Source organism: Thalassobaculum sp., assembly GCF_965223715.1.
Classification (GTDB): Bacteria; Pseudomonadota; Alphaproteobacteria; order Thalassobaculales; family Thalassobaculaceae; genus Thalassobaculum.
The window spans coordinates 4,789,229-4,807,901 of record NZ_OZ245012.1 but is presented as its reverse complement, the minus strand read 5'-3'; the positions used below and the strand labels follow the sequence as shown (position 1 = coordinate 4,807,901).

Sequence of the window (18,673 nt, the reverse complement as noted above, 5' to 3'; positions counted from 1 at the left end):
CCGCCCTTCGACACCCTATCCGATCACCGGCTCCAGGGTCTCCTTCACCCAGCGGGCGATGGCGCCGGTGCGCCAGTCCTCGTTGTGGCGGCCGACGATCTGGACGCCGACCGGCATGCCGTCGACCGACAGCATCGGCACGGTCACGCAGGGGCAGCCGATCGCCGAGGTCCAGGCGTTGTAGGCCGGCAGGCCGGTGGTGTGGATCAGCCCCGGCTCGCCCTCCTGGGTGGCGGAATCGACGAATTTCGGCGCCGGGCCGGTGGAGGACAGGGTGATCATCGCATCCGCGTTCGCCGATACCGCCTTGAACCGGGCCCGCATCGCGTCGCGCTTGGTCAGGGCCGCCCGGTAGTCGTCGATCGACATCTCCGAGGCCATGGACAGGCGCTGGCGCATGCTGTCGCTGAGCTTGGTGACGTCCTTCTCCGCCAGGTTGCGCAGCACCCAGAGCATCTCCCAGCCGCAGATGTCGCGGCACAGCAGCAGGCTCTCGGCGATCTCCTTCTCGAAGGCGTCGAGATCACCATGGTCGGCGCGGCGGAGGATCTCCACGCCCGAGGCGGCGATCCGGTCGATCAGGGTCTCGAAGGCGGTCTTTGTGGCGTCGTCGGTCTGATGCCAGCCCTCGCTCTCGGTCACGATCAGCCGCGCCGGCTTGCTCGCGACGGGGGCGGTCTGCGGACCGAACAGGCCCGGGCTGCCCGGGTCGCCGCCGACGAAGTGGGAGACGGCATGGGTGACCGCCCACATGTCGGCGATCGATCCGGCGTGGACGCCCAGGTGGCTGTGGCTCATGCCCTGACGCTCGCCCCGGTGCAGGGCGCCCAGGGTCGGCTTGATCGCGGTATTCGCGCAGAAGCCGGCCGGCCGGATGATCGAGCCCACGACCTGGCTGCCCAGCGCCGCCGGCACCATGCCCGCACCGATCACCGCGGCGGAGCCGGAGGACGAGCCGCCGGGCGTGCGCTCCGGATCGAACGGATTGGTGGTCGGCCCCGGATGGGAAAAGCCGAGCTCCGTGGTCACCGTCTTGCCGAGCACCACCGCACCCGCCAGCCGCAGGGCCTGGACTGGGGCCGAATCCTCTCCGGTCATGCGCCCGGCATAGAGCGGCGAGCCCATCTGGGTGGGCATGTCCTTGGTCATGTAGAGGTCCTTGACCCCGATCGGCATGCCGTCGATCGGCGACAGCGGCTTGCCGGCCTTCCAGCGCTTGGTCGAGGCGTCGGCCTGTTCCTTGGCGCCGGCTTCGTTCAGGGTGACCCAGGCCTTGACGGTGCCTTCGCGCGCGGAGATGACGTCCAGGCAGCGCTCGAGATAGGCGCTCGGGCTGTCCTTCCCCTCGGCGAAGGCCGAGGTCCCGTCCACGTAGGTCAGCGGCTGGAAGGTGGACGGATCGTAGGATGCGCCCTTGTCGCTGCCCGATAAGTCATTCATCACAAGTCTCCTCTGTCACGCGGGTTGCCCCCCATGCCCCTGTCCACAACGCTGATCATCATGGCTGTCAGTCTGACGTTGGCGGCCCTAGCGTGGCACATGCAGCGCCGGCCGCGCGAGACCCTGGATCCACCCTTGCCGGTGCCGTGGACGTTTTTGCAGATCCTCGGCGTGGTGGTCGCCCTGGCGGCGGCGGCGCACCTGATCTCGCTCGCCACCGGGCAGCCGTTCAAGGGGCGCTTCGGCTTCTAGCGTCGGATAGCCACACCGGGTTCCGCAGCGGCCGGTCTTTGATAGGATGGCATCGGCCGAGTGCCAGAGTGAGATGCACCCAGCGTGGTCGAGGTGTTCCGTGTCTGAACGGAAAGACATCCACAATTCGGATATCCCGGTGATCTGCCGCGCCTGCGAGGCCCGGCACAAGGGCATCTGCGGCGCGCTGTCCGGCGACGAGTTGCAGAAGCTGAGCCGGCACACCAGCAAGCGTGTCGCCGCCCGCAAGCAGGAACTTGTCCACGAGGAGGACGACGTCCACACCTATTCCAACATCCTGTCTGGCGCGGTGAAGCTCACCAAGCTGATGCCGGACGGCCGCCAGCAGATCGTCGGGCTGCAGTTCGCGCCCGATTTCCTCGGCCGGCCGTTCATGAAGTCGAGCAATTTCGGCGCCGAGGTCGCGGTCGACGTGAAGCTCTGCTCCTTCCCGAAGGACGTGCTGGAGTCGATGCTGCGGGAGAACCCGGAACTGGAGAATCGGCTGCTCCGCCAGGTTCTGAAGGAGCTGGACGAGGCCCGGCAATGGATGCTGGTGCTGGGCCGGATGACGGCCAAGGAGAAGGTGGCCAGCTTCCTGAGCCTGATCGCAGACCATATCGATCCCGAACACGAGGGGGACAGCGTCACCTTCGAGCTGCCCCTGTCCCGGGCGGAGATCGCCGACTATCTCGGGTTGACCATCGAGACCGTCAGCCGGCAGTTCACCGTCCTGCGCAAGGAAGGGCTGATCGAGATCGAGGGCAACCGGCACATCGTCGTGCCCGACCGCGAGGCGCTCAAGGACGCGACCGGCTCAGCTTGACGCCAGCCGCCGCCGCGCCGGTGCGATGAGCTGGCCCCGCTCGCGCGCATTGTGGCGGCGCAGATTGTCGAACAGTCCGCGCAGCATGTAGCCGAGCGTCGCCGCATCGTGATGGCGCTCGCCCGCCGTCCATTCCAGCAGCACCTCGCAGATCTCGTCGGCAAAGGCCTCGTCGGTCCGGTGCTCCTCGATCAGGTTGCGGATGCTGTCCTGAACCAGCTCGTCGCCGAGGGCCGCCGAAATGATCGGCAGGATCTCGGCTTCCTCCAGGGCATGGAGATCGCGCAGGACCGCACCGAGGCGCCGGGCCAGCCGGATATGGCTGCCGTTGCTCGGCAGCGTCGGCAGTCCGTCCGCCAGCTGCTCCAGCTCCGTGCAGACCCGCAGGACCTGGGCCTGGTTGGTCTCGAACTTCCGGATGGCCTCGCGCAGACACGGCGCGCACGCACCGCCGACCATCGGCTCGGTGCCGGGCGGCTCCGCCCCCTCGTTCTCCGCCGATCCGGAATGCAGCCTGTTGCCTCCCTGCATCACCTATCGATCCCGTTGGCCGCGACCGCTCTTTGGCGGTCTGAATAGTGTTAGGATAGGGCTCGCTTGCGGGGGCGGTCGTTGATCGAGATCAAGGAAACCAGGTCCCGAAAACGACACCTTCCGCGCCGTGTCAATCACACGCTGCGGGAATCCGGATCATGTCTAAAGCGATCGAACTTTCCCTCGCGGCCTTCGCCGGCCTGCTCGCCTTGTTCATGGCGGCAGGAGCGCAGGACGCGGTTTATGAGTTCCACGCCTACCTCTTCTTCCTCGTCGCTGTTCTGGTCGCCTTCTGGCTGATCGGGCGCGAGACCACCGCTGCCGACCCTGACAGCTACATGGACGGCCCGGTGCGCTTCGGCGTGCTGGCCACCGTGTTCTGGGGGATCGTCGGCTTCCTTGTCGGCGTGGTCGCCGCCTCCCAGCTTGCCTGGCCCGACCTGAATATTGAGCCCTGGTTCAATTTCGGACGTGTCCGCCCGCTGCATACCTCGGCCGTGATCTTTGCCTTCGGCGGCAACGCGCTGATCTGCACGAGCTTCTACGTGGTGCAGCGCACCTGCCGCGCCCGCCTGTTCGGCGGCGACCTGGCCTGGTTCGTCTTCTGGGGCTACCAGCTCTTCATCGTCCTGGCCGCAACCGGCTACCTGCTGGGAAACAGCCAGTCGAAGGAATACGCCGAACCGGAGTGGTACATCGACCTCTGGCTGACCGTCGTGTGGGTCGCCTACCTGGTCGTGTTTCTCGGCACCATCCTGAAGCGCAAGGAACCACACATCTACGTGGCCAACTGGTTCTACCTGTCGTTCATCGTCACGGTGGCCATGCTGCATGTGGTGAACGCCTTGGCGATCCCGGTCTCGCTGACCGGCTCGAAGAGCTACTCTCTATTCTCCGGCGTGCAGGATGCGCTGACCCAGTGGTGGTACGGCCATAACGCGGTCGGCTTCTTCCTGACCGCCGGCTTCCTGGGCATGATGTACTACTTCGTGCCGAAGCAGGCCGAGCGGCCGGTCTATTCCTACCGGCTGTCGATCGTGCACTTCTGGTCGCTGATCTTCCTCTACATCTGGGCCGGTCCGCACCACCTGCACTACACAGCCCTGCCCGACTGGGCGCAGACCCTCGGCATGGTGTTCTCGATCATGCTGTGGATGCCGTCCTGGGGTGGGATGATCAACGGCCTGATGACCCTCTCGGGGGCCTGGGACAAGATCCGCACCGACCCGATCATCCGCATGATGGTCATGGCGCTGGCGTTCTACGGCATGTCGACCTTCGAAGGTCCGATGATGTCGGTGAAGAGCGTGAACGCGCTCAGTCACTACACCGACTGGACCATCGGCCACGTGCATTCCGGCGCGCTCGGCTGGGTCGGCATGATCTCCTTCGGGGCGATCTACTTCCTGGTGCCGCGTCTGTACGGCCGCGAGAAGCTGTACTCCCTGCGGATGGTGAACTGGCACTTCTGGCTCGCCACCCTCGGCATCGCCGCCTATGCCGGCGTGATGTGGGTCAGCGGGATCATGCAGGGCCTGATGTGGCGCGAATACGATCAGGAAGGCTTCCTGGTCTACTCCTTCGCCGAGACGGTCGACGCCATGCATCCCTTCTACGTCGCCCGCACGTTCTCGGGGGTCCTCTACCTCGCTGGCGGACTGGTCATGGCCTACAACGTCGCCATGACGATCATGGGCCGCGAACGCAACGAGCAGCCGATCGTCACCGCTTCGGCACAACCCGCCTGATCGGAGGAAATCATGTCGATCCTCGATAAGCACCATCGTGTCGAAACCAACGCCACGCTGCTCCTGGTCCTGTCCTTCCTCGTGGTCACCATCGGCGGCATCGTCGAGATCGCGCCCCTGTTCTACCTGCAGAACACCATCGAGAAGGTGGAGGGGATGCGTCCCTACTCGCCGCTCGAGCTCAAGGGGCGCGAGATCTACCAGCGCGAGGGCTGCTACGTCTGCCACAGCCAGATGATCCGGCCCTTCCGCGACGAGGTGGAGCGCTACGGCCACTACTCGCTGGCGGCGGAAAGCATGTACGACCACCCGTTCCAGTGGGGCTCCAAGCGCACCGGACCGGACCTGGCCCGCATCGGCGACCGCTACTCCAACGAGTGGCATGTCCAGCACCTGATCGAGCCGCGCTCGGTCGTGCCGGAGTCGATCATGCCGTCGTACGCCTTCCTGGCCGATACCGACCTGGATACCACCAACATCGCCGGTCACCTGAAGACCAACCGGATGCTCGGTGTCCCGTATGACGACGAGATGATCGAGAACGCCCTGGCCGACCTGCGTGACCAGGCGAACCGTGATGCCGACTGGGACGGGCTGCTGGCCCGCTACCCGAAGGCCAAGACCGGTGACTTCGACGGCAACCCGAACCGCCTGACGGAGATGGATGCCGTGGTCGCCTACCTGCAGATGCTCGGGACGCTGGTCGACTTCTCGACCTTCGACCCCGAGGCCAACGCCCGCTGAGGAGGCCAGCCATGACCTACGAGAGTCTGAGACAGGCCGCCGACAGCTGGGGGCTGCTCTACATGGTGATCATCTTCGTTGGGGTGGTCGCCTACACATTCCGCCCGGGTGGACGCAAATCGGCCGACGACGCCGCCGCCATCCCGCTTAAGGAGGACTGAGCCATGAGCGAGAAGGAGATCGACAGCGTCACCAATGTCGAGACCACCGGTCACGAGTGGGACGGCATCAAGGAGCTGAACAATCCGCTGCCGCGCTGGTGGGTCTATGTGTTCTACGCCACCATCGTGTTCTCCATCGGCTACGCCGTGTACTACCCGGCGATCCCGCTGATCGAGGGGGCGACCCGGGGCATCTCCGGCGAGACCACCCGCGGTCAGCTGCACCAGGAGATGGCCGAGGTCGAGGCCGGCCGGGCCGACATGCTGGAGCAGATCCGCGGCATGGACGTGGGCGAGATCCAGGCCAATCCGGAACTGGCGCGCTTCGCGTCGGCCGGCGGTGCGTCGGCCTTCAAGGTCTACTGCTCCCAGTGCCACGGGTCCGGCGCCCAGGGTGCGGCGGGCTATCCGAACCTGAACGACGACGACTGGCTGTGGGGCGGGTCGGTCGAGCAGATCGCCGCCACCATCCGCCACGGCGTCCGCTACGAGGCCGACGGCGACACAAGGTGGTCCGAGATGCCGGCCTTCGGCCGCGACCAGCTCCTCCCCCGCGAGGACATCCTGGCGGTCGCCCACTACGTCCGCTCGCTCTCGGGTCTCGAGCATGACCAGAGCGCGATGGACGAGGGGGCCCGGGTCTATGCCGAGAACTGTGCGGCCTGCCACGGGGATGACGGGCTCGGCAACACCGAGCTGGGGGCGCCGAACCTGGCCGATGCGCTGTGGCTGTACGGCAACTCGCAGCAGGACATCGTGTCCCAGGTCAACAACCCCAAGCACGGTGTTATGCCCGCCTGGGGTGATCGTCTGGGTGATGCGGTTGTGAAGCAGCTCGCCGTGTATGTGCACGGTCTGGGCGGCGGCGAATAAGCGCCGCAGCGGCTGATTGACGGAGAGTTCCGATGACGACGGTTGACCAGAATGGCACGGCAGGGAGCGGCCTCGAGCAATTCGACGTCGAGCCGGTCAACCGTCGTGACAAGCAGCAGCCGCTCTACGCCCCGCGCAAGAAGATCCACCCGAAGCGCGCGGAAGGCACCTTCCGCCGCTTCAAGTGGCTGGTGATGCTGATCACGCTGGGCATCTACTATGTCACCCCGTGGATCCGCTGGGACCGGGGCGAGTTCGCCCCGGACCAGGCGGTGCTGATCGACCTGTATCACCGCCGCTTCTATTTCTTCTGGATCGAGATCTGGCCGCAGGAATTCTACTACGTGGCCGGCCTGCTGCTGATGGCGGCGCTGGGCCTGTTCCTGGTCACCTCCTCGGTCGGCCGCGCCTGGTGCGGCTACACCTGCCCGCAGACCGTCTGGGTCGACCTGTTCCTGGTGGTCGAGCGGTTCGTCGAGGGCGACCGCAACAAGCGCATCCGCCTCGACAAGGAACCCATGAGCGCGTCGAAGGCGGCCAAGCGCGTGAGCAAGCACACGATCTGGCTGCTGATCGCCGTGGCCACCGGCGGTGCGTGGATCTTCTATTTCGCCGACGCGCCGACCCTGCTCATGGAGGTGGTGACCGGCACCGCGCCGACGGTCGCCTACGGCACGATCGCGGTGCTCACCTTCACCACCTACTCGCTCGGCGGGCTGATGCGCGAACAGGTCTGCACCTACATGTGCCCCTGGCCGCGCATCCAGGCCGCGATGCTCGACGAGCACTCGCTGACCGTGACCTACAACGCCTGGCGCGGAGAGCCGCGCTCGCGCCACCGCAAGGTCCAGGAGGCGGCCGGTGCGACGGTCGGCGACTGCATCGACTGCAACGCCTGCGTGGCGGTCTGCCCGATGGGCATCGACATCCGCGACGGCCAGCAGCTCGAATGCATCACCTGCGCCCTGTGCATCGACGCCTGCGACCAGGTGATGGACAAGATCGGCAAGCCCAAGGGCCTGATCTCGTACTCCACCCTGGCCTCCTACGAACACAACATGACGCTGGCACGGCTCGCCGACGGCACGATCGACCCGTCGCGCGTCCACACCCCGGACGGCGGCATCGCGCCGGAGGTCGAGCACACCACCCTGCGCTCGATCCTGCGGCCGCGCACCATGGTCTACTTCGCCATCTGGGCGCTGATCGGCGTGGCGATGCTGGTGATGCTGACCACCCGCGACCGGCTGGAGCTCAACGTTCTGCACGACCGCAACCCGGTCTCCGTGCGCCTGTCCGACGGCAGCATCCGCAACGGCTATACCGTGAAGATCCTGAACATGATGCCCGAGCGCCGGACCGTCCTGCTCACCATCGAGGACTTCCCCGACGCCGCGATGATCATGCCGCTGGAGAAGGACGATCCGCGCCAGGCGATCTTCCTGGATGTCGATCCGGACAGCCTTCGGGCCCAGCGGATCTTCGTGGTCGCGGGCCCCGATGCTCTGGAAGGCGAGCAGACCCCCTTCCGCTTCCGGATCCGCGACAGTGCGGGCTCGGAGAGCGCCGAGTACGATGCGATCTTCTACGATGGAGCAGCGCGATGAGTGACACGTCCCGAGACGATGGATCGTTCAAGCTGACCGGCCGCCACGTCTTCCTGATCCTGCTGACCTTCTTCGGCCTGATCATCGCGGTCAACGTGACCATGGCCACCCTCGCCGCCGGCACCTGGCCGGGTCTCGTCGTCGCCAATTCCTATGTCGAAAGCCAACGCTTCAACGAGCGCGTCGCGGCCGCCCGAGAGCAGCAGGCGCTGGGCTACGCGCTGTCCTTCGTGCAGGCCAGGGACCAGCTCTCCCTGACCCTCACCGACGCCGACGGAAAGGGCGTGGAGATCCTCGGCGGGACGGTGCGGATCGGCCGGCCGGTCACCCGAACCGAGGATCGGCTGATTGACGTGCCGGCCGCCCCGAGCGGCGCGGTCAGCATGCCCGACGCCCTGGCCGACGGCCTCTGGGTCGCCGACGTCGCCCTCACCCTGGCGGACGGCCGGGTCTGGCGATACGAGACCCGGTTCTCCGTGAGCGAAGGCAAGTGACATGTCCTGCTGTGCCGCCTCCGCCTCCCTCTCGGTGCCGGGCCAGGCCCAGCGGCCGGACCGGCGCGAGCTGCTGGACGCCTCCCATGATATCGGCGGCGGACTGGTCGCCACCCGCCTCGCCGTGCCGGACGCCCATTGCGCCGCCTGCATCTCCACCATCGAGAAGGCAGTCGGTGCGGTCGAGGGCGTGACCGATGCCCGGGTGAACCTGGCTGGACGTTTCGTCACCGTGAAATGGCCGCGCGAGGCCGTGGAGTCCGAGGCCGTCTTCGCCGCGCTGGACCATGCCGGCTACCGCGCCGGTCTGATGGACGAGCAGGAGAGCGGGCCGGACCCGGTCCTGCGCAGCCTGTTCATCGCCCTGGCCGTCGCCGGCTTCGCCGCCGGCAACGTCATGCTGCTCTCCGTCTCGATCTGGTCGGGGGCGGACGACGCGACGCGCGACCTGTTCCACTGGATCTCGGCCGCCATCGCCATTCCCGCCGTCGCCGTCGCCGGACGGCCCTTCTTCGTGCCGGCGCTGCACGCGCTGAAGGCCGGCCGGCTGAACATGGACGTGCCGATCTCGCTCGCCGTGATCCTGGCGGTCGTGCTGTCGCTGCACGAGACCCTGACCGGCGGGGCCCATGCGTATTTCGACGCCTCGGTCACCCTGCTCTTCTTCCTGCTGATCGGCCGCACCCTGGATTACGTGATGCGCTCGCGCGCCGGCGCGGCTCTGAAGACCCTGGACCGCACCACGCCGCGCGGTGCCGTGGTCGTCGCATCCGACGGCACCACCTCCTGGACCCCGGTGTCCGAGGTGTCACCGGGCATGACCGTGCTGGTCGCGACCGGCGACCGGGTGCCGGTGGACGGCACCGTGACCACCGGCGGCGTGCGGGTCGACCTCTCGGTCGTCACCGGAGAGAGCGATGCGGTCGAGCTGGCCGCCGGCGAGACTATCGTGGCGGGCGCCATGGTGGTCGATGGACCGCTGAAGCTCATCGCGACCCGGGCCGGCCATGCCTCCTTCCTGGGCGAGATGCGGTCCATGCTGGAGGCGGCGGAGACCGCGCGTCCGGCGCTGAGCCGTCTGGCCGACCGGATGGCGGCGGTCTACGCCCCGGCGGTGCACCTGATCGCCGCGGCCACCTTCCTCGGCTGGTGGCTCGCGGGCGGCGGACTGCACCACGCGCTCACCACCGCCATCGCCGTGCTGATCATCACCTGCCCCTGCGCCCTGGGCCTTGCCGCCCCGATCGTGCAGGTTGTCGCCGCCGGACGGCTGCTGAGGCACCGCATCCTGCTGCGCGACGGCGGGGCGCTGGAGGCCCTGGCCACCGTGGACCGGGTGGTGCTGGACAAGACCGGCACCCTGACCACCCCGACCGTCGACCCGCGCGCCCTGGAGCGCCTGTCCGACACCACCTTGTCGGTCGCCGCCGCTCTCGCCCGGCATAGCCGGCATCCGGTGGCCCAGGCCATCGCCGCAGCCGCCCGGTCGACCCCGATCGCCCCCGACAGCGTCACCGAGCAGGCCGGCCATGGCATCGAGGGCGTCATCGACGGCCGGACCTGGCGCCTGGGCCGGCCGGACTGGGCCCTGTCGGAAGCGGCCTATGCCGACCTTGCCGTCGACCGGCTTGGCGCCCCGATACTGTCCTGCGACGGCACGCTGGCCGCCGCCTTCGACCTGCTCGACCGGCCGCGCCCCGGTGCGGACGGCGCCGTTGCGACCCTGATCCGCCTCGGTCTGGCCCCGGCCCTGCTCTCCGGCGACGGCGAGGCCAAGGTGGCGGAGACCGCCGCCCGGCTCGGCCTGGACCGCTGGTCCGCCCGCGCCACGCCGGCCAGCAAGATCGAGGCGATCCATGCGCTGCAGGCGGACGGTCACCGGGTGCTGATGATCGGCGACGGACTGAACGACGCGCCGGCCCTGGCCGCCGCCGACGTTTCCATGGCGCCGAGTGCCGCCTCCGATGTCAGCCGGTCAGCCGCCGGCATCGTCTTCCTGAGCGAGGACATGGGCGCGATCCCGACCGCCATCGCCGTCGCCCGCAAGGCGCGCCGGCTGATCCTGGAGAATTTCGGGCTGGCCATCGTCTACAACGCCATCGCCATCCCGCTGGCGATCGCCGGCTACGCGACTCCGCTCTTCGCCGCGATCGCCATGTCGGCCTCGTCGGTGGTGGTGGTCGCCAACGCCCTGCGCCTCGCCCTGCCGGGACGCCGGCCGGGGGTTGCGGCCGATGCCGGGAGGGACGACATCAAGACTCCCCTCACCCCGGCGATGGGAGCCCGCGCATGACCATCCTATCGATCCTGATTCCCGCCGCCCTCGCGCTCGGCCTGATCGGGCTGGTGGCCTTCCTGTGGGCGCTGCGGTCGGGCCAGTTCGAGGATCTGGACGGCGCGGCCGAGCGGATCCTGCTGCCCGAAGACGACAAGCCGAAGAAGTAGGTCCACCTACCCCTGCTTGGCAGCCTTCAGCCGGGCGAAGCTCTCCTCCGGCCAGTGATCGCGGTAGGAGTAGAACTCCTCCATCACCAGCGCGCCTTCGGGCAGCTTCACCCAGGGCAGCTTGGAGCGGGTGAAGATGTGGACATCCGGCGGCAGCTTGCCCGGGTCGTCCAGCGTGCCGACCCGAACGAAGGCGACGGACGGGCCCGCCCCGGCATAATGGCTGTACATGGCCGCCAGGCAGGTCGGGCAGCGCATGAAGATCTGGCCCTTCCCGCTCTCGGTCGGCGTGTCCACCGCCTCCAGCTTTCCCGACAGCAGTTCCACCTCCGCCGTCTCGATCAGCGCGTTCAGGGCGAAGGCCGTGCCGCTGTCGCGCTGGCACCAGGTGCAGTGGCAGCAATGCACGAACATCGGCTTGCGCTTGAGCCGGTAGCGGACCGTCCGGCAGGTGCACCCACCCTCGGCAAAGTGTCCCTCGGCCATCCTCACCCCCTCTGCAGGCTCGACCAGAAGCGCACCGGCTCACCGACGGCCTCGCCGACCAACTCGTCGTCGCGCATGACCACATTGCCGCGCACCAAGGTGGCGATCGGCCAGCCGGTGACGGTCTTGCCGTCGAACGGCGTCCAGCCGCACTTGCTGGCGATCCACTTGTTGGTGATCTCGCGCCTGGCCTTCAGGTCCACAAGGGTCAGGTCGGCGTCCCAGCCCTTGGCGATACGGCCCTTGCCGGCGATGCCGTAGATCCGGTGCGGACCGGCCGAGGTCAGGTCGACCAGACGGGCGAGCGTCAGGCGGCCGGCATTCATGTGGTCCAGCAGCAGCGGCAGCAGGGTCTGCACCCCGGGCATGCCGGACGGGCTCGACGGATAGGGGCGCTGCTTCTCCTCCAGGGTATGCGGCGCGTGGTCGGAGCCGATCACGTCGACCGTGCCGTCGGCGATCGCCCGCCACAGGGCGTCCTGATGGTGCTGCTCGCGCACCGGCGGGTTCATCTGCGCCAGCGAGCCGAGCCGCTCGTAGCATTCGGGAGCCGCCATGGTCAGGTGGTTCAGGGTGGTCTCGACCGTGGCCACGTCCTTGTTTTCGGCCAGGAAGGCCATCTCCTCGGCGGAGGTGATGTGCAGCACATGGACCGGGCGGCCGGCGGCGCGGCCCAGGCGCACGATCCGCTGGGTCGCCTTGAGCGCGCATTCCGGGGAGCGCCAGACCGGATGGGCGCGCGGATGGCCCTCCTCCTTGGCGATGTGCTGGCGCTCGCGCAGCATGTCCTCGTCCTCGGCATGGACGGCGACCCGGCGGCGGCCGGCGGCCAGCACCTTGGCCAGCAGCTCGTCCTTCTCCACCAGCAGCGAGCCGGTGGAGGAGCCCATGAACACCTTCACACCGGCGCAGCCCGGCGCCAGCTCCAGTTCCTCCAGCAGGTGGACGTTCTCCTCGGCAGCACCCACGAAATAGGCGTGGTCGCACCAGGCGCGGCCCTTGGAGCGGACGAGCTTGTCGTTCAGCTCGACCTCGGTGAGGGTCAGCGGCGAGGTGTTCGGCATCTCGAAGATCGAGGTGACTCCGCCCTTGGCGGCGGCGCGGGTGCCGTGGTGGATGTCTTCCTTATGCTCCAGGCCGGGCTCGCGGAAATGCACCTGAGTGTCGATCACCCCGGGCAGCACGGTCAGGCCGGACGCGTCGACCACCTCGCCGGCTTCCGCCGTCACCAGGTCGCCGATCCCGGTGATCTTCCCGCCGGTAACCCCGAGATCCACCCGTTCCAGCCCCGATGGGGTGAACACCTCGCCGCCCCGCACCACCAGATCGTATCGCGCCATGCCTGCCTCCGTTCGTGACGGGGCCAGCATAGTCACGCCGTGGCGGGCGGCAACCGGTCTTGGGAGGCAGGATCTCGTGCCGGCGTGCGAATTGCCACGGTGGAGCCGGCGGGGACGACCTGCGATAGTCGGCCCTCATTTCAGAGCGACATTGAGACCCGTCTTGTCCGTACCCCAGTTCGATCCCGCCGCACCGCGCCCCGAGCCCGCCTCGGTCTCCAAGATCGACTACAGCGAGGGCGGGACGTGGCCGCTGCTCCGCCGGCACCTGATCAATGTCGGGCTGATGATCCTCACGCTCGGCCTCTACCGGTTCTGGGCGATCACAATCATGCGGCAGATCCTGTGGCGGCGGATCCGCTTCTCCGGCCAGCCGCTGGAATATACCGGGACCGGGCTGGAGATCTTCCTCGGCTTCGTGCGGGTGTTCCTGATCATCCTGCTGCCGCTCGGCATCATCTTCGTGCTGATCGAGCTCGGCATTCAGCGCGAGATGCCGACGGCGAACGCCGATACGATCGAGACGGTCGACCTGCTCTACTTCATCGTCGTGCTCATGCTGATCGAGATGGGCCGCTTCCTGAGCTGGCGCTACCGGATCTCGCGCACCCGCTGGCGCGGCATCCGCGGCCGGATCGAGCACCCGGTGGGCAAGTATCTCTTCGTTGCCGCCGCCTCCGCCGCGATGATCGTCTTCTCCGGCTGGCTGCTGAAGCCGGTGGTCGACCTGTACCGGGCCAGCAGTGTCCTCAACACCCTCAATATCGGCGGATTGCGGGGCCGGTATGTCGGCGGCGTCTGGGCGCTGTTCGGCACCTGGATCGGCATCTGGCTCGCTCTCGCCGTGCTCGCCATCGCCGGATTCATGGCCTGGTTCTGGGTGATCGGCATCGCCGCCCTGATCGGCAGCGAGACGATCTTCTTCCTGGCCATGGGCGGGTTCGGCCTCGTGGTCTTCTGGGTCGTGCTCTACATGCTGTCGGTCTACCGGATCGCGTTCTGGCGGATCGTCTGCAACCTGTCCTCGGTCGGCCCCGCCCGGGTGCGGTTCCACGGCAATGCCCGCAGCCTGACCTGGCTGACCTTCGGCAACTGGCTGATCCTCATCTTCTCGGTCGGCCTGCTCGCCCCGGTCACCTGGGAGCGCAAGATCCGCTATCTTGCCGCCAACGTGGTGGTCCACGACATGCCCGACCCGGCCGGCCTGCGCCAGGTCGAGGACGACGACACCGCCATCGGCGGAGAAGGGCTGGCCGGTGACTTCGACATCGCCTGACCATAGCGCCGGGCCGCAGGGCAACGCCCATCTGCTCGACGGCGTCACCGGCGCCGACCACCGGGTCGCCGTTCTGCCGGAGCGGCAGGGTGTTCGGATCCTGCTGGCCGATCCACGCGCCGCGGCACCGCAATGCCCGCTGCTGTGGCCCTGGGACAAGGTCTACCGCCCGTCCTCCGCCGGCGAGGACATGACCTTCGCGATGCTGGATGCCCAGGATGCCCGGCTGACCCCGGATGCGGACGATCTCGCCCGCACGATCCTGGCCCGCGCCGGCGGCGACGAGCGGCGGGCCGGCCGGCAGGTCTTCGGCCTCGCCCGACGCCCGAGTGCCGCCCTTGCGATCGGCGCCACGGTCGCCGTCCTGGCCCTTGCCCTGGTCGCCCTGGCGCCGCTGAGCGGCGTGGCGGCCCATCTGCTGCCGGCCGATACCGGGGCCGCCTCCTCCGACCTGGCGATCGACCAACTCGCCTCAACCCATCGGCGCTGCGACGGCGCGGAGGGACGGACGGCACTCGACGCCCTCTCCCGCCGTCTGGCCGATGCGGGCGGCATCCCCACGCCGGAGCTGACGGTGCTGGACTGGGACGTGGTGAACGCCTTCGCCCTGCCGGGCGGCCGGGTGGTGCTGACCAGCGGGCTGATCGAGGAGAGCCGCGACGGCCCCGAGATCGCCGCGGTGATGGCGCACGAGATCTCCCATGTGGTGCATCGCGATCCGATGACCGGGTGGATCCGCCGGGAAGGGGTGAGCCTCGTCCTGGCCCTGCTGTTCGGCCAGGAGGCCGCCGGATCGATCGCCTCGACCCTGACCGGCGCGCTGCTCAACGCCCGCTATACCCGCGGCCAGGAGGACCGGGCCGACCACACCGCGCTCGATCTGATGCGGGCGACCGACATCAGCGCGCGGGGCGGCCAGGCCTTCTTCGAGCGCCTGCACGAGCAGGAGATCGGCGGCACGGTCGGCTCGCTGCTCTCGCTCATCGAGACCCACCCCGGCTCGGCCGACCGGGCCGCCCTGTTCGGCTCGGCGGATACCGGCAGCGGCCCCGGCCTCGACGCCGACCAACTTGCCGCGGTGAAGCGGATGTGCGGTTGAGCGGCGGACCGGCTCAGATCTTCTCGCCGCGCACCGCCTCGCGCAGGGCGTCGACCTCGAAACGGACCGGCAGGTAGGGGTGAATCTCCAGCGCCGCCTCGAAAGCGGCGAGCGCATCCGCCTTGCGATCGAGCTTCAGGTTGATCAGGCCGAGCCCCGACAGCGCGCCAAAATGTCGCGGCTCCAGATCGAGCGTCTTGCGGACATCGACGACCGACGCGGCGTAGTCGCCCATCAGGAAATGGATGGTGGCCCGCTTGTTCCACGCCTCGGCGAAATCGGGCGCCAGTTGCACCGCCCTGTCGAACGCGTGCAGCGCGTCCTCGTATCGGGACTCACGCATTGCTTGCAGCCCGACCTCCATGGTTTCCGCGACGTCCGGAATCTCGGGTGCTTCGTGCCAGATGATCCAGATCTGCTGCTCGGTCGCATGGGCGATTGAGAAAACCTCGGCGATTCTGAGCTTTTCGAACAATGCCTCCAGCCGTGGATCGGTCTGATCCGCCCGTGCCGCTCCAGTCGCGCCGAGAAGAAGGACAAGAGCAACAGCAAGCCATCTAAATTTCAGTAAAATACCATTCATTATTGTGCTCCCCAAGTCGCTTCGTAATCCTTTATTAATTCTTCCAACCTACGGTTATTCAGCCATTCAGACCCCTTCAGGAGTTGATTTATGTCCGTTACGGGAACGGCACAGCTCGACAATGAAAATTCCTCCGGCACCGACGAGTCCGAGCCGAACGCGCCCCGCAAGACCGGAGGCTTCGGAATCGCCGGCCGGCTGGGGACTGCGTTCGCGGCGACGACCCTGCTGACCGTGCTTACGGCCGGTGTCGCCTGGTTCGCGTTTTCCAATGTCGAGAGCACGCTGACGATCGTCACCGACGAGGCGATGCCGGCGGTGACCAGCAGCCTCGAGCTCGCCGCCAACAGTTCCGCCGTTGCCGCCGCGGCACCCAGCCTGGTGTCGGCCAAGACGGACGAGGAACGCCAGGCCATCCGCGACGAGCTCGCCACCAAGCAACAGGAACTAGCCGCCCGCCTGCAGGAGCTGCGGGCGACCGGCGCCGACACCACCACCCTGACCGAACTCGCCGACACCCTGTCCCAGGCGATGACCGATCTCGACTCCGCGGTCCTGCGCCGGGTCGACGCCAAGGCGAAGCTCGGCCAGGCGATCCAGACCGTCTCCGAGGTGAACACCCAGTTCCAGAACGACGTCCAGCCGATGATCGTCGATGCCAGCGAGCGCATGGTGAAGACCGGCGAAGAGGCCATCGAGGCGACCACCTCCACGGTCGGCGAGCTGCTCGGCACGCACATGACGGCGCTTAAGGACATCCTGACCCTGGCGGGCACCGGCCAGAAGATGCTGGGCATGCTGGCCCGGGTCGCCAGCACGGTGGACCTGGAGATGCTGGCCCGCGAGGAGGCGAAGTTCAAAGATCTCGCCACCGAGATGCAGTACTCCGTCACCAGCGCCCCCGATACCGAGGACGGTAACCGCTTCCGCGACGCCGCCCTGGAGCTGATCGCCCGCGGCACCGGTGACAACTCCGCCTTCGAGATCCGCCGCAAGGAGATCAACTGGGTCGAGCTGACCCCCGAGCAGTTCGACGAGGTCCAGCGCCAGCGCGAGGAACTCGACGCCGCCCTGCCGGCGATCGCCGAGGCGTTCGAGAAGTCCGTCAACCCGCTGGTCGGCGAGGCGCAGCGCAACATGGCCTTCGCCGGCCGAGACCTGGCGATCGGGTCGCGCAAGCTGATCGGCGGCCTCGTGCAGGACGACGTCCGCGAGTTCCAGCTGATGCTGGAGGCCGCGGCCACCTCGAACCTGATCATCGGCACCCTGAATGCGGCCGCCGGCGCTGAATCCGTCCGGCACCTGGACAGCATCAACCTCGAATTCTCGATGGCCCTGTCCATGCTGCAGGACATCCAGACCGAGGTGTCCGGGATCGAACGGCTGGCCGGCCTGCTGCCGAGCCTGAACGCCATCCTGGAACTCGGCGCCGACGAGGACGGCGTGTTCGAGCGGCGCAAGGCGATGCTGTTGGCCGAGGCCGACGCCGACACCGCCCTGGGCCGCGCCCGCGACGTGTCCGGTGCCTTCGGCACGGCCGTCGCCCAGATGGTCGATACCGCGACCGAAAGCGCGCACGCCACCGCCGACGCCGCCAAGCAGACGATCAACGACAGCCGCATGATGATCCTGGCCCTGGCCGCCGCCAGCGTCGTGGCCGCGATCCTGATCGGCCTGATCGTCGTCTGGCGCGGTGTGGTCAAGCGTCTGACCGGTCTGGCGGGCGTCATGCGCCGCCTGGCCGATGGTGAGCTGGACGTCGAGGTCGATACTTCCGGCTCCGACGAAATCAGCACCATGGCTGGCACCGTCCAGGTGTTCCGCGACAGTGCGAAGGAGGTCGAGCGTCTGCGGGCCGACCAGATCGAGTCCGAGCGCCGGGCCTCGGAGGAGCGTCAGCGCCAGCGGGTCGAACTGGCCGACGCCTTCGAGAGCCGGGTGAAGGGCATCGTCGACCGTCTCGGTGCCGCCTCGCGCGGCATGGCCGAGACGGCGAAGAAGATGGCCGCCGGTGCGGGCGACGTGCGCGAGCGTTCGACCGCCGGTGTCGGGGCCGCCCAGCAGACCTCGTCCAACGTGCAGACCGTCGCCGCGGCGGCGGAGGAGCTCTCGGCCTCGATCGTCGAGATCTCCAACAAGGTCAGCGAAAGCTCGGCCCGGGCCCGGGTGGCCGCGGACCAGGCGGATGCGACCAACCGCACGGTGGAGACGCTGGAGCAGTCGACCAACCGGATCGGCACGGTCGTCACGCTGATCCAGGACATCGCCGAGCAGACCAACCTGCTGGCGCTGAACGCCACCATCGAGGCGGCGCGGGCCGGCGAGGCCGGAAAAGGCTTTGCGGTCGTGGCGTCGGAGGTCAAGTCCCTGGCCAGCCAGACCGGCAAGGCGACCGAGGAGATCACGATCCAGATCAAGTCGGTGCAGGACGGCGTGGCCGCCGCGGTCACCGCGATCCGCGAGGTCTCCGAAGCGATCCGGGAGATCGACGGCCACGTAACCGCCATCGCCGGCGCGGTCGAGGAGCAGGGTGCCTCCACCCAGGAGATCGCCCGCTCCAGCCAGGAAGCGGCGACCGGCACCGACGACGTGACCCGGACCATCGAGATGGTCTCCACCGTGGCCAACGACACCGGTCACCAGGCGGAGGAGGTGCTGTCTTCGGCCACCCTCCTGGCGGAGGATTCCTCGGTGCTCGACCGCGAGGTGGAAGGCTTCCTGCGCCAGGTCCGCGGCGGCGGCAACGGCTGAGACAAAGCCTCAGG

18 protein-coding genes are annotated in these 18,673 nt (G+C 68.0%); 13 read left to right on the top strand and 5 right to left on the bottom strand.

Annotation, left to right across the window (positions count from 1 at the left end):
* Positions 1-15 precede the first annotated feature (15 nt).
* Positions 16-1,440 carry an amidase gene (locus tag ACOQOP_RS22265; RefSeq protein WP_420564013.1) on the bottom strand — a complete coding sequence of 475 codons (1,425 nt, stop codon included), beginning with the start codon at positions 1,438-1,440 and terminating at the stop codon, positions 16-18.
* Positions 1,441-1,473: 33 nt separating this feature from the next.
* On the opposite strand from ACOQOP_RS22265, the gene ACOQOP_RS22260 reads away from it, so the two are divergent.
* Both ACOQOP_RS22260 and ACOQOP_RS22255 read left to right on the top strand, forming a co-directional pair.
* On the top strand, positions 1,474-1,692 hold the full coding sequence (locus ACOQOP_RS22260) for a hypothetical protein (RefSeq protein ID WP_420564012.1): 219 nt from the start codon (positions 1,474-1,476) through the stop codon (positions 1,690-1,692).
* A gap of 100 nt (positions 1,693-1,792) precedes the next feature.
* Positions 1,793-2,518 (top strand): Crp/Fnr family transcriptional regulator, encoded by a 726-nt coding sequence (locus ACOQOP_RS22255; RefSeq protein ID WP_420564011.1) that lies wholly within the window; start codon positions 1,793-1,795, stop codon positions 2,516-2,518.
* On the opposite strand, the gene ACOQOP_RS22250 is transcribed toward ACOQOP_RS22255, so the two are convergent.
* Entirely contained in the window at positions 2,510-3,049 is a 540-nt protein-coding gene (locus ACOQOP_RS22250) for a hemerythrin domain-containing protein (RefSeq protein ID WP_420564010.1), read from the bottom strand. The two genes, ACOQOP_RS22255 and ACOQOP_RS22250, sit on opposite strands and share 9 nt — an antisense overlap.
* A 341-nt stretch (positions 3,050-3,390) precedes the next feature.
* Between ACOQOP_RS22250 and ccoN the strand changes: the two genes are divergently transcribed.
* The 8 genes from ccoN to ccoS are packed head-to-tail and all read left to right on the top strand — an operon-like array spanning position 3,391 to position 11,124.
* Positions 3,391-4,800: a cytochrome-c oxidase, cbb3-type subunit I gene (gene ccoN / locus ACOQOP_RS22245; RefSeq protein ID WP_420566558.1), complete on the top strand. Its 1,410-nt coding sequence runs from the start codon at positions 3,391-3,393 to the stop codon at positions 4,798-4,800.
* Between the two features lie 12 nt (positions 4,801-4,812).
* Positions 4,813-5,544 carry a cytochrome-c oxidase, cbb3-type subunit II gene (gene ccoO / locus ACOQOP_RS22240; RefSeq protein WP_420564009.1) on the top strand — a complete coding sequence of 244 codons (732 nt, stop codon included), beginning with the start codon at positions 4,813-4,815 and terminating at the stop codon, positions 5,542-5,544.
* 11 nt (positions 5,545-5,555) lie between these two features.
* A complete protein-coding gene (locus ACOQOP_RS22235; protein ID WP_420564008.1) occupies positions 5,556-5,705 on the top strand; it encodes a cbb3-type cytochrome c oxidase subunit 3 in 150 nt (49 codons plus the stop codon).
* Between the two features lie 3 nt (positions 5,706-5,708).
* Positions 5,709-6,578: a cytochrome-c oxidase, cbb3-type subunit III gene (ccoP, locus tag ACOQOP_RS22230; RefSeq protein WP_420564007.1), complete on the top strand. Its 870-nt coding sequence runs from the start codon at positions 5,709-5,711 to the stop codon at positions 6,576-6,578.
* A 32-nt stretch (positions 6,579-6,610) separates the two neighbouring features.
* Positions 6,611-8,185, top strand: a complete 1,575-nt coding sequence (gene ccoG, locus ACOQOP_RS22225; RefSeq protein WP_420564006.1) for a cytochrome c oxidase accessory protein CcoG — start codon at positions 6,611-6,613, stop codon at positions 8,183-8,185.
* A complete protein-coding gene (locus ACOQOP_RS22220; protein WP_420564005.1) occupies positions 8,182-8,679 on the top strand; it encodes a FixH family protein in 498 nt (165 codons plus the stop codon). Before ccoG ends, ACOQOP_RS22220 begins: the two co-directional genes overlap by 4 nt.
* Before the next feature lies 1 nt (position 8,680).
* A complete protein-coding gene (locus tag ACOQOP_RS22215; RefSeq protein ID WP_420564004.1) occupies positions 8,681-10,972 on the top strand; it encodes a heavy metal translocating P-type ATPase in 2,292 nt (763 codons plus the stop codon).
* Positions 10,969-11,124 carry a cbb3-type cytochrome oxidase assembly protein CcoS gene (gene ccoS / locus ACOQOP_RS22210; RefSeq protein WP_420564003.1) on the top strand — a complete coding sequence of 52 codons (156 nt, stop codon included), beginning with the start codon at positions 10,969-10,971 and terminating at the stop codon, positions 11,122-11,124. Before ACOQOP_RS22215 ends, ccoS begins: the two co-directional genes overlap by 4 nt.
* A gap of 6 nt (positions 11,125-11,130) precedes the next feature.
* Here ccoS and ACOQOP_RS22205 read toward each other — a convergent pair whose 3' ends face one another.
* Together ACOQOP_RS22205 and ACOQOP_RS22200 are read right to left on the bottom strand one after the other, a co-directional pair.
* The gene (locus ACOQOP_RS22205; RefSeq protein ID WP_420564002.1) at positions 11,131-11,610 is read right to left on the bottom strand and encodes a GFA family protein; all 480 of its coding nucleotides are present in this window, start codon (positions 11,608-11,610) and stop codon (positions 11,131-11,133) included.
* A gap of 2 nt (positions 11,611-11,612) precedes the next feature.
* A complete protein-coding gene (locus ACOQOP_RS22200; protein ID WP_420564001.1) occupies positions 11,613-12,950 on the bottom strand; it encodes a dihydroorotase in 1,338 nt (445 codons plus the stop codon).
* Between the two features lie 163 nt (positions 12,951-13,113).
* Between ACOQOP_RS22200 and ACOQOP_RS22195 the strand changes: the two genes are divergently transcribed.
* Complete coding sequence (locus ACOQOP_RS22195) at positions 13,114-14,226, top strand: DUF898 family protein (protein WP_420564000.1); 1,113 nt, start codon at positions 13,114-13,116, stop codon at positions 14,224-14,226.
* Positions 14,207-15,325 carry a M48 family metallopeptidase gene (locus ACOQOP_RS22190; RefSeq protein ID WP_420563999.1) on the top strand — a complete coding sequence of 373 codons (1,119 nt, stop codon included), beginning with the start codon at positions 14,207-14,209 and terminating at the stop codon, positions 15,323-15,325. Before ACOQOP_RS22195 ends, ACOQOP_RS22190 begins: the two co-directional genes overlap by 20 nt.
* 13 nt (positions 15,326-15,338) lie before the next feature.
* Here ACOQOP_RS22190 and ACOQOP_RS22185 read toward each other — a convergent pair whose 3' ends face one another.
* Entirely contained in the window at positions 15,339-15,908 is a 570-nt protein-coding gene (locus ACOQOP_RS22185; protein ID WP_420563998.1) for a tetratricopeptide repeat protein, read from the bottom strand.
* Positions 15,909-15,998: 90 nt separating this feature from the next.
* Between ACOQOP_RS22185 and ACOQOP_RS22180 the strand changes: the two genes are divergently transcribed.
* A complete protein-coding gene (locus tag ACOQOP_RS22180; protein WP_420563997.1) occupies positions 15,999-18,659 on the top strand; it encodes a methyl-accepting chemotaxis protein in 2,661 nt (886 codons plus the stop codon).
* Positions 18,660-18,673: the final 14 nt, after the last annotated feature.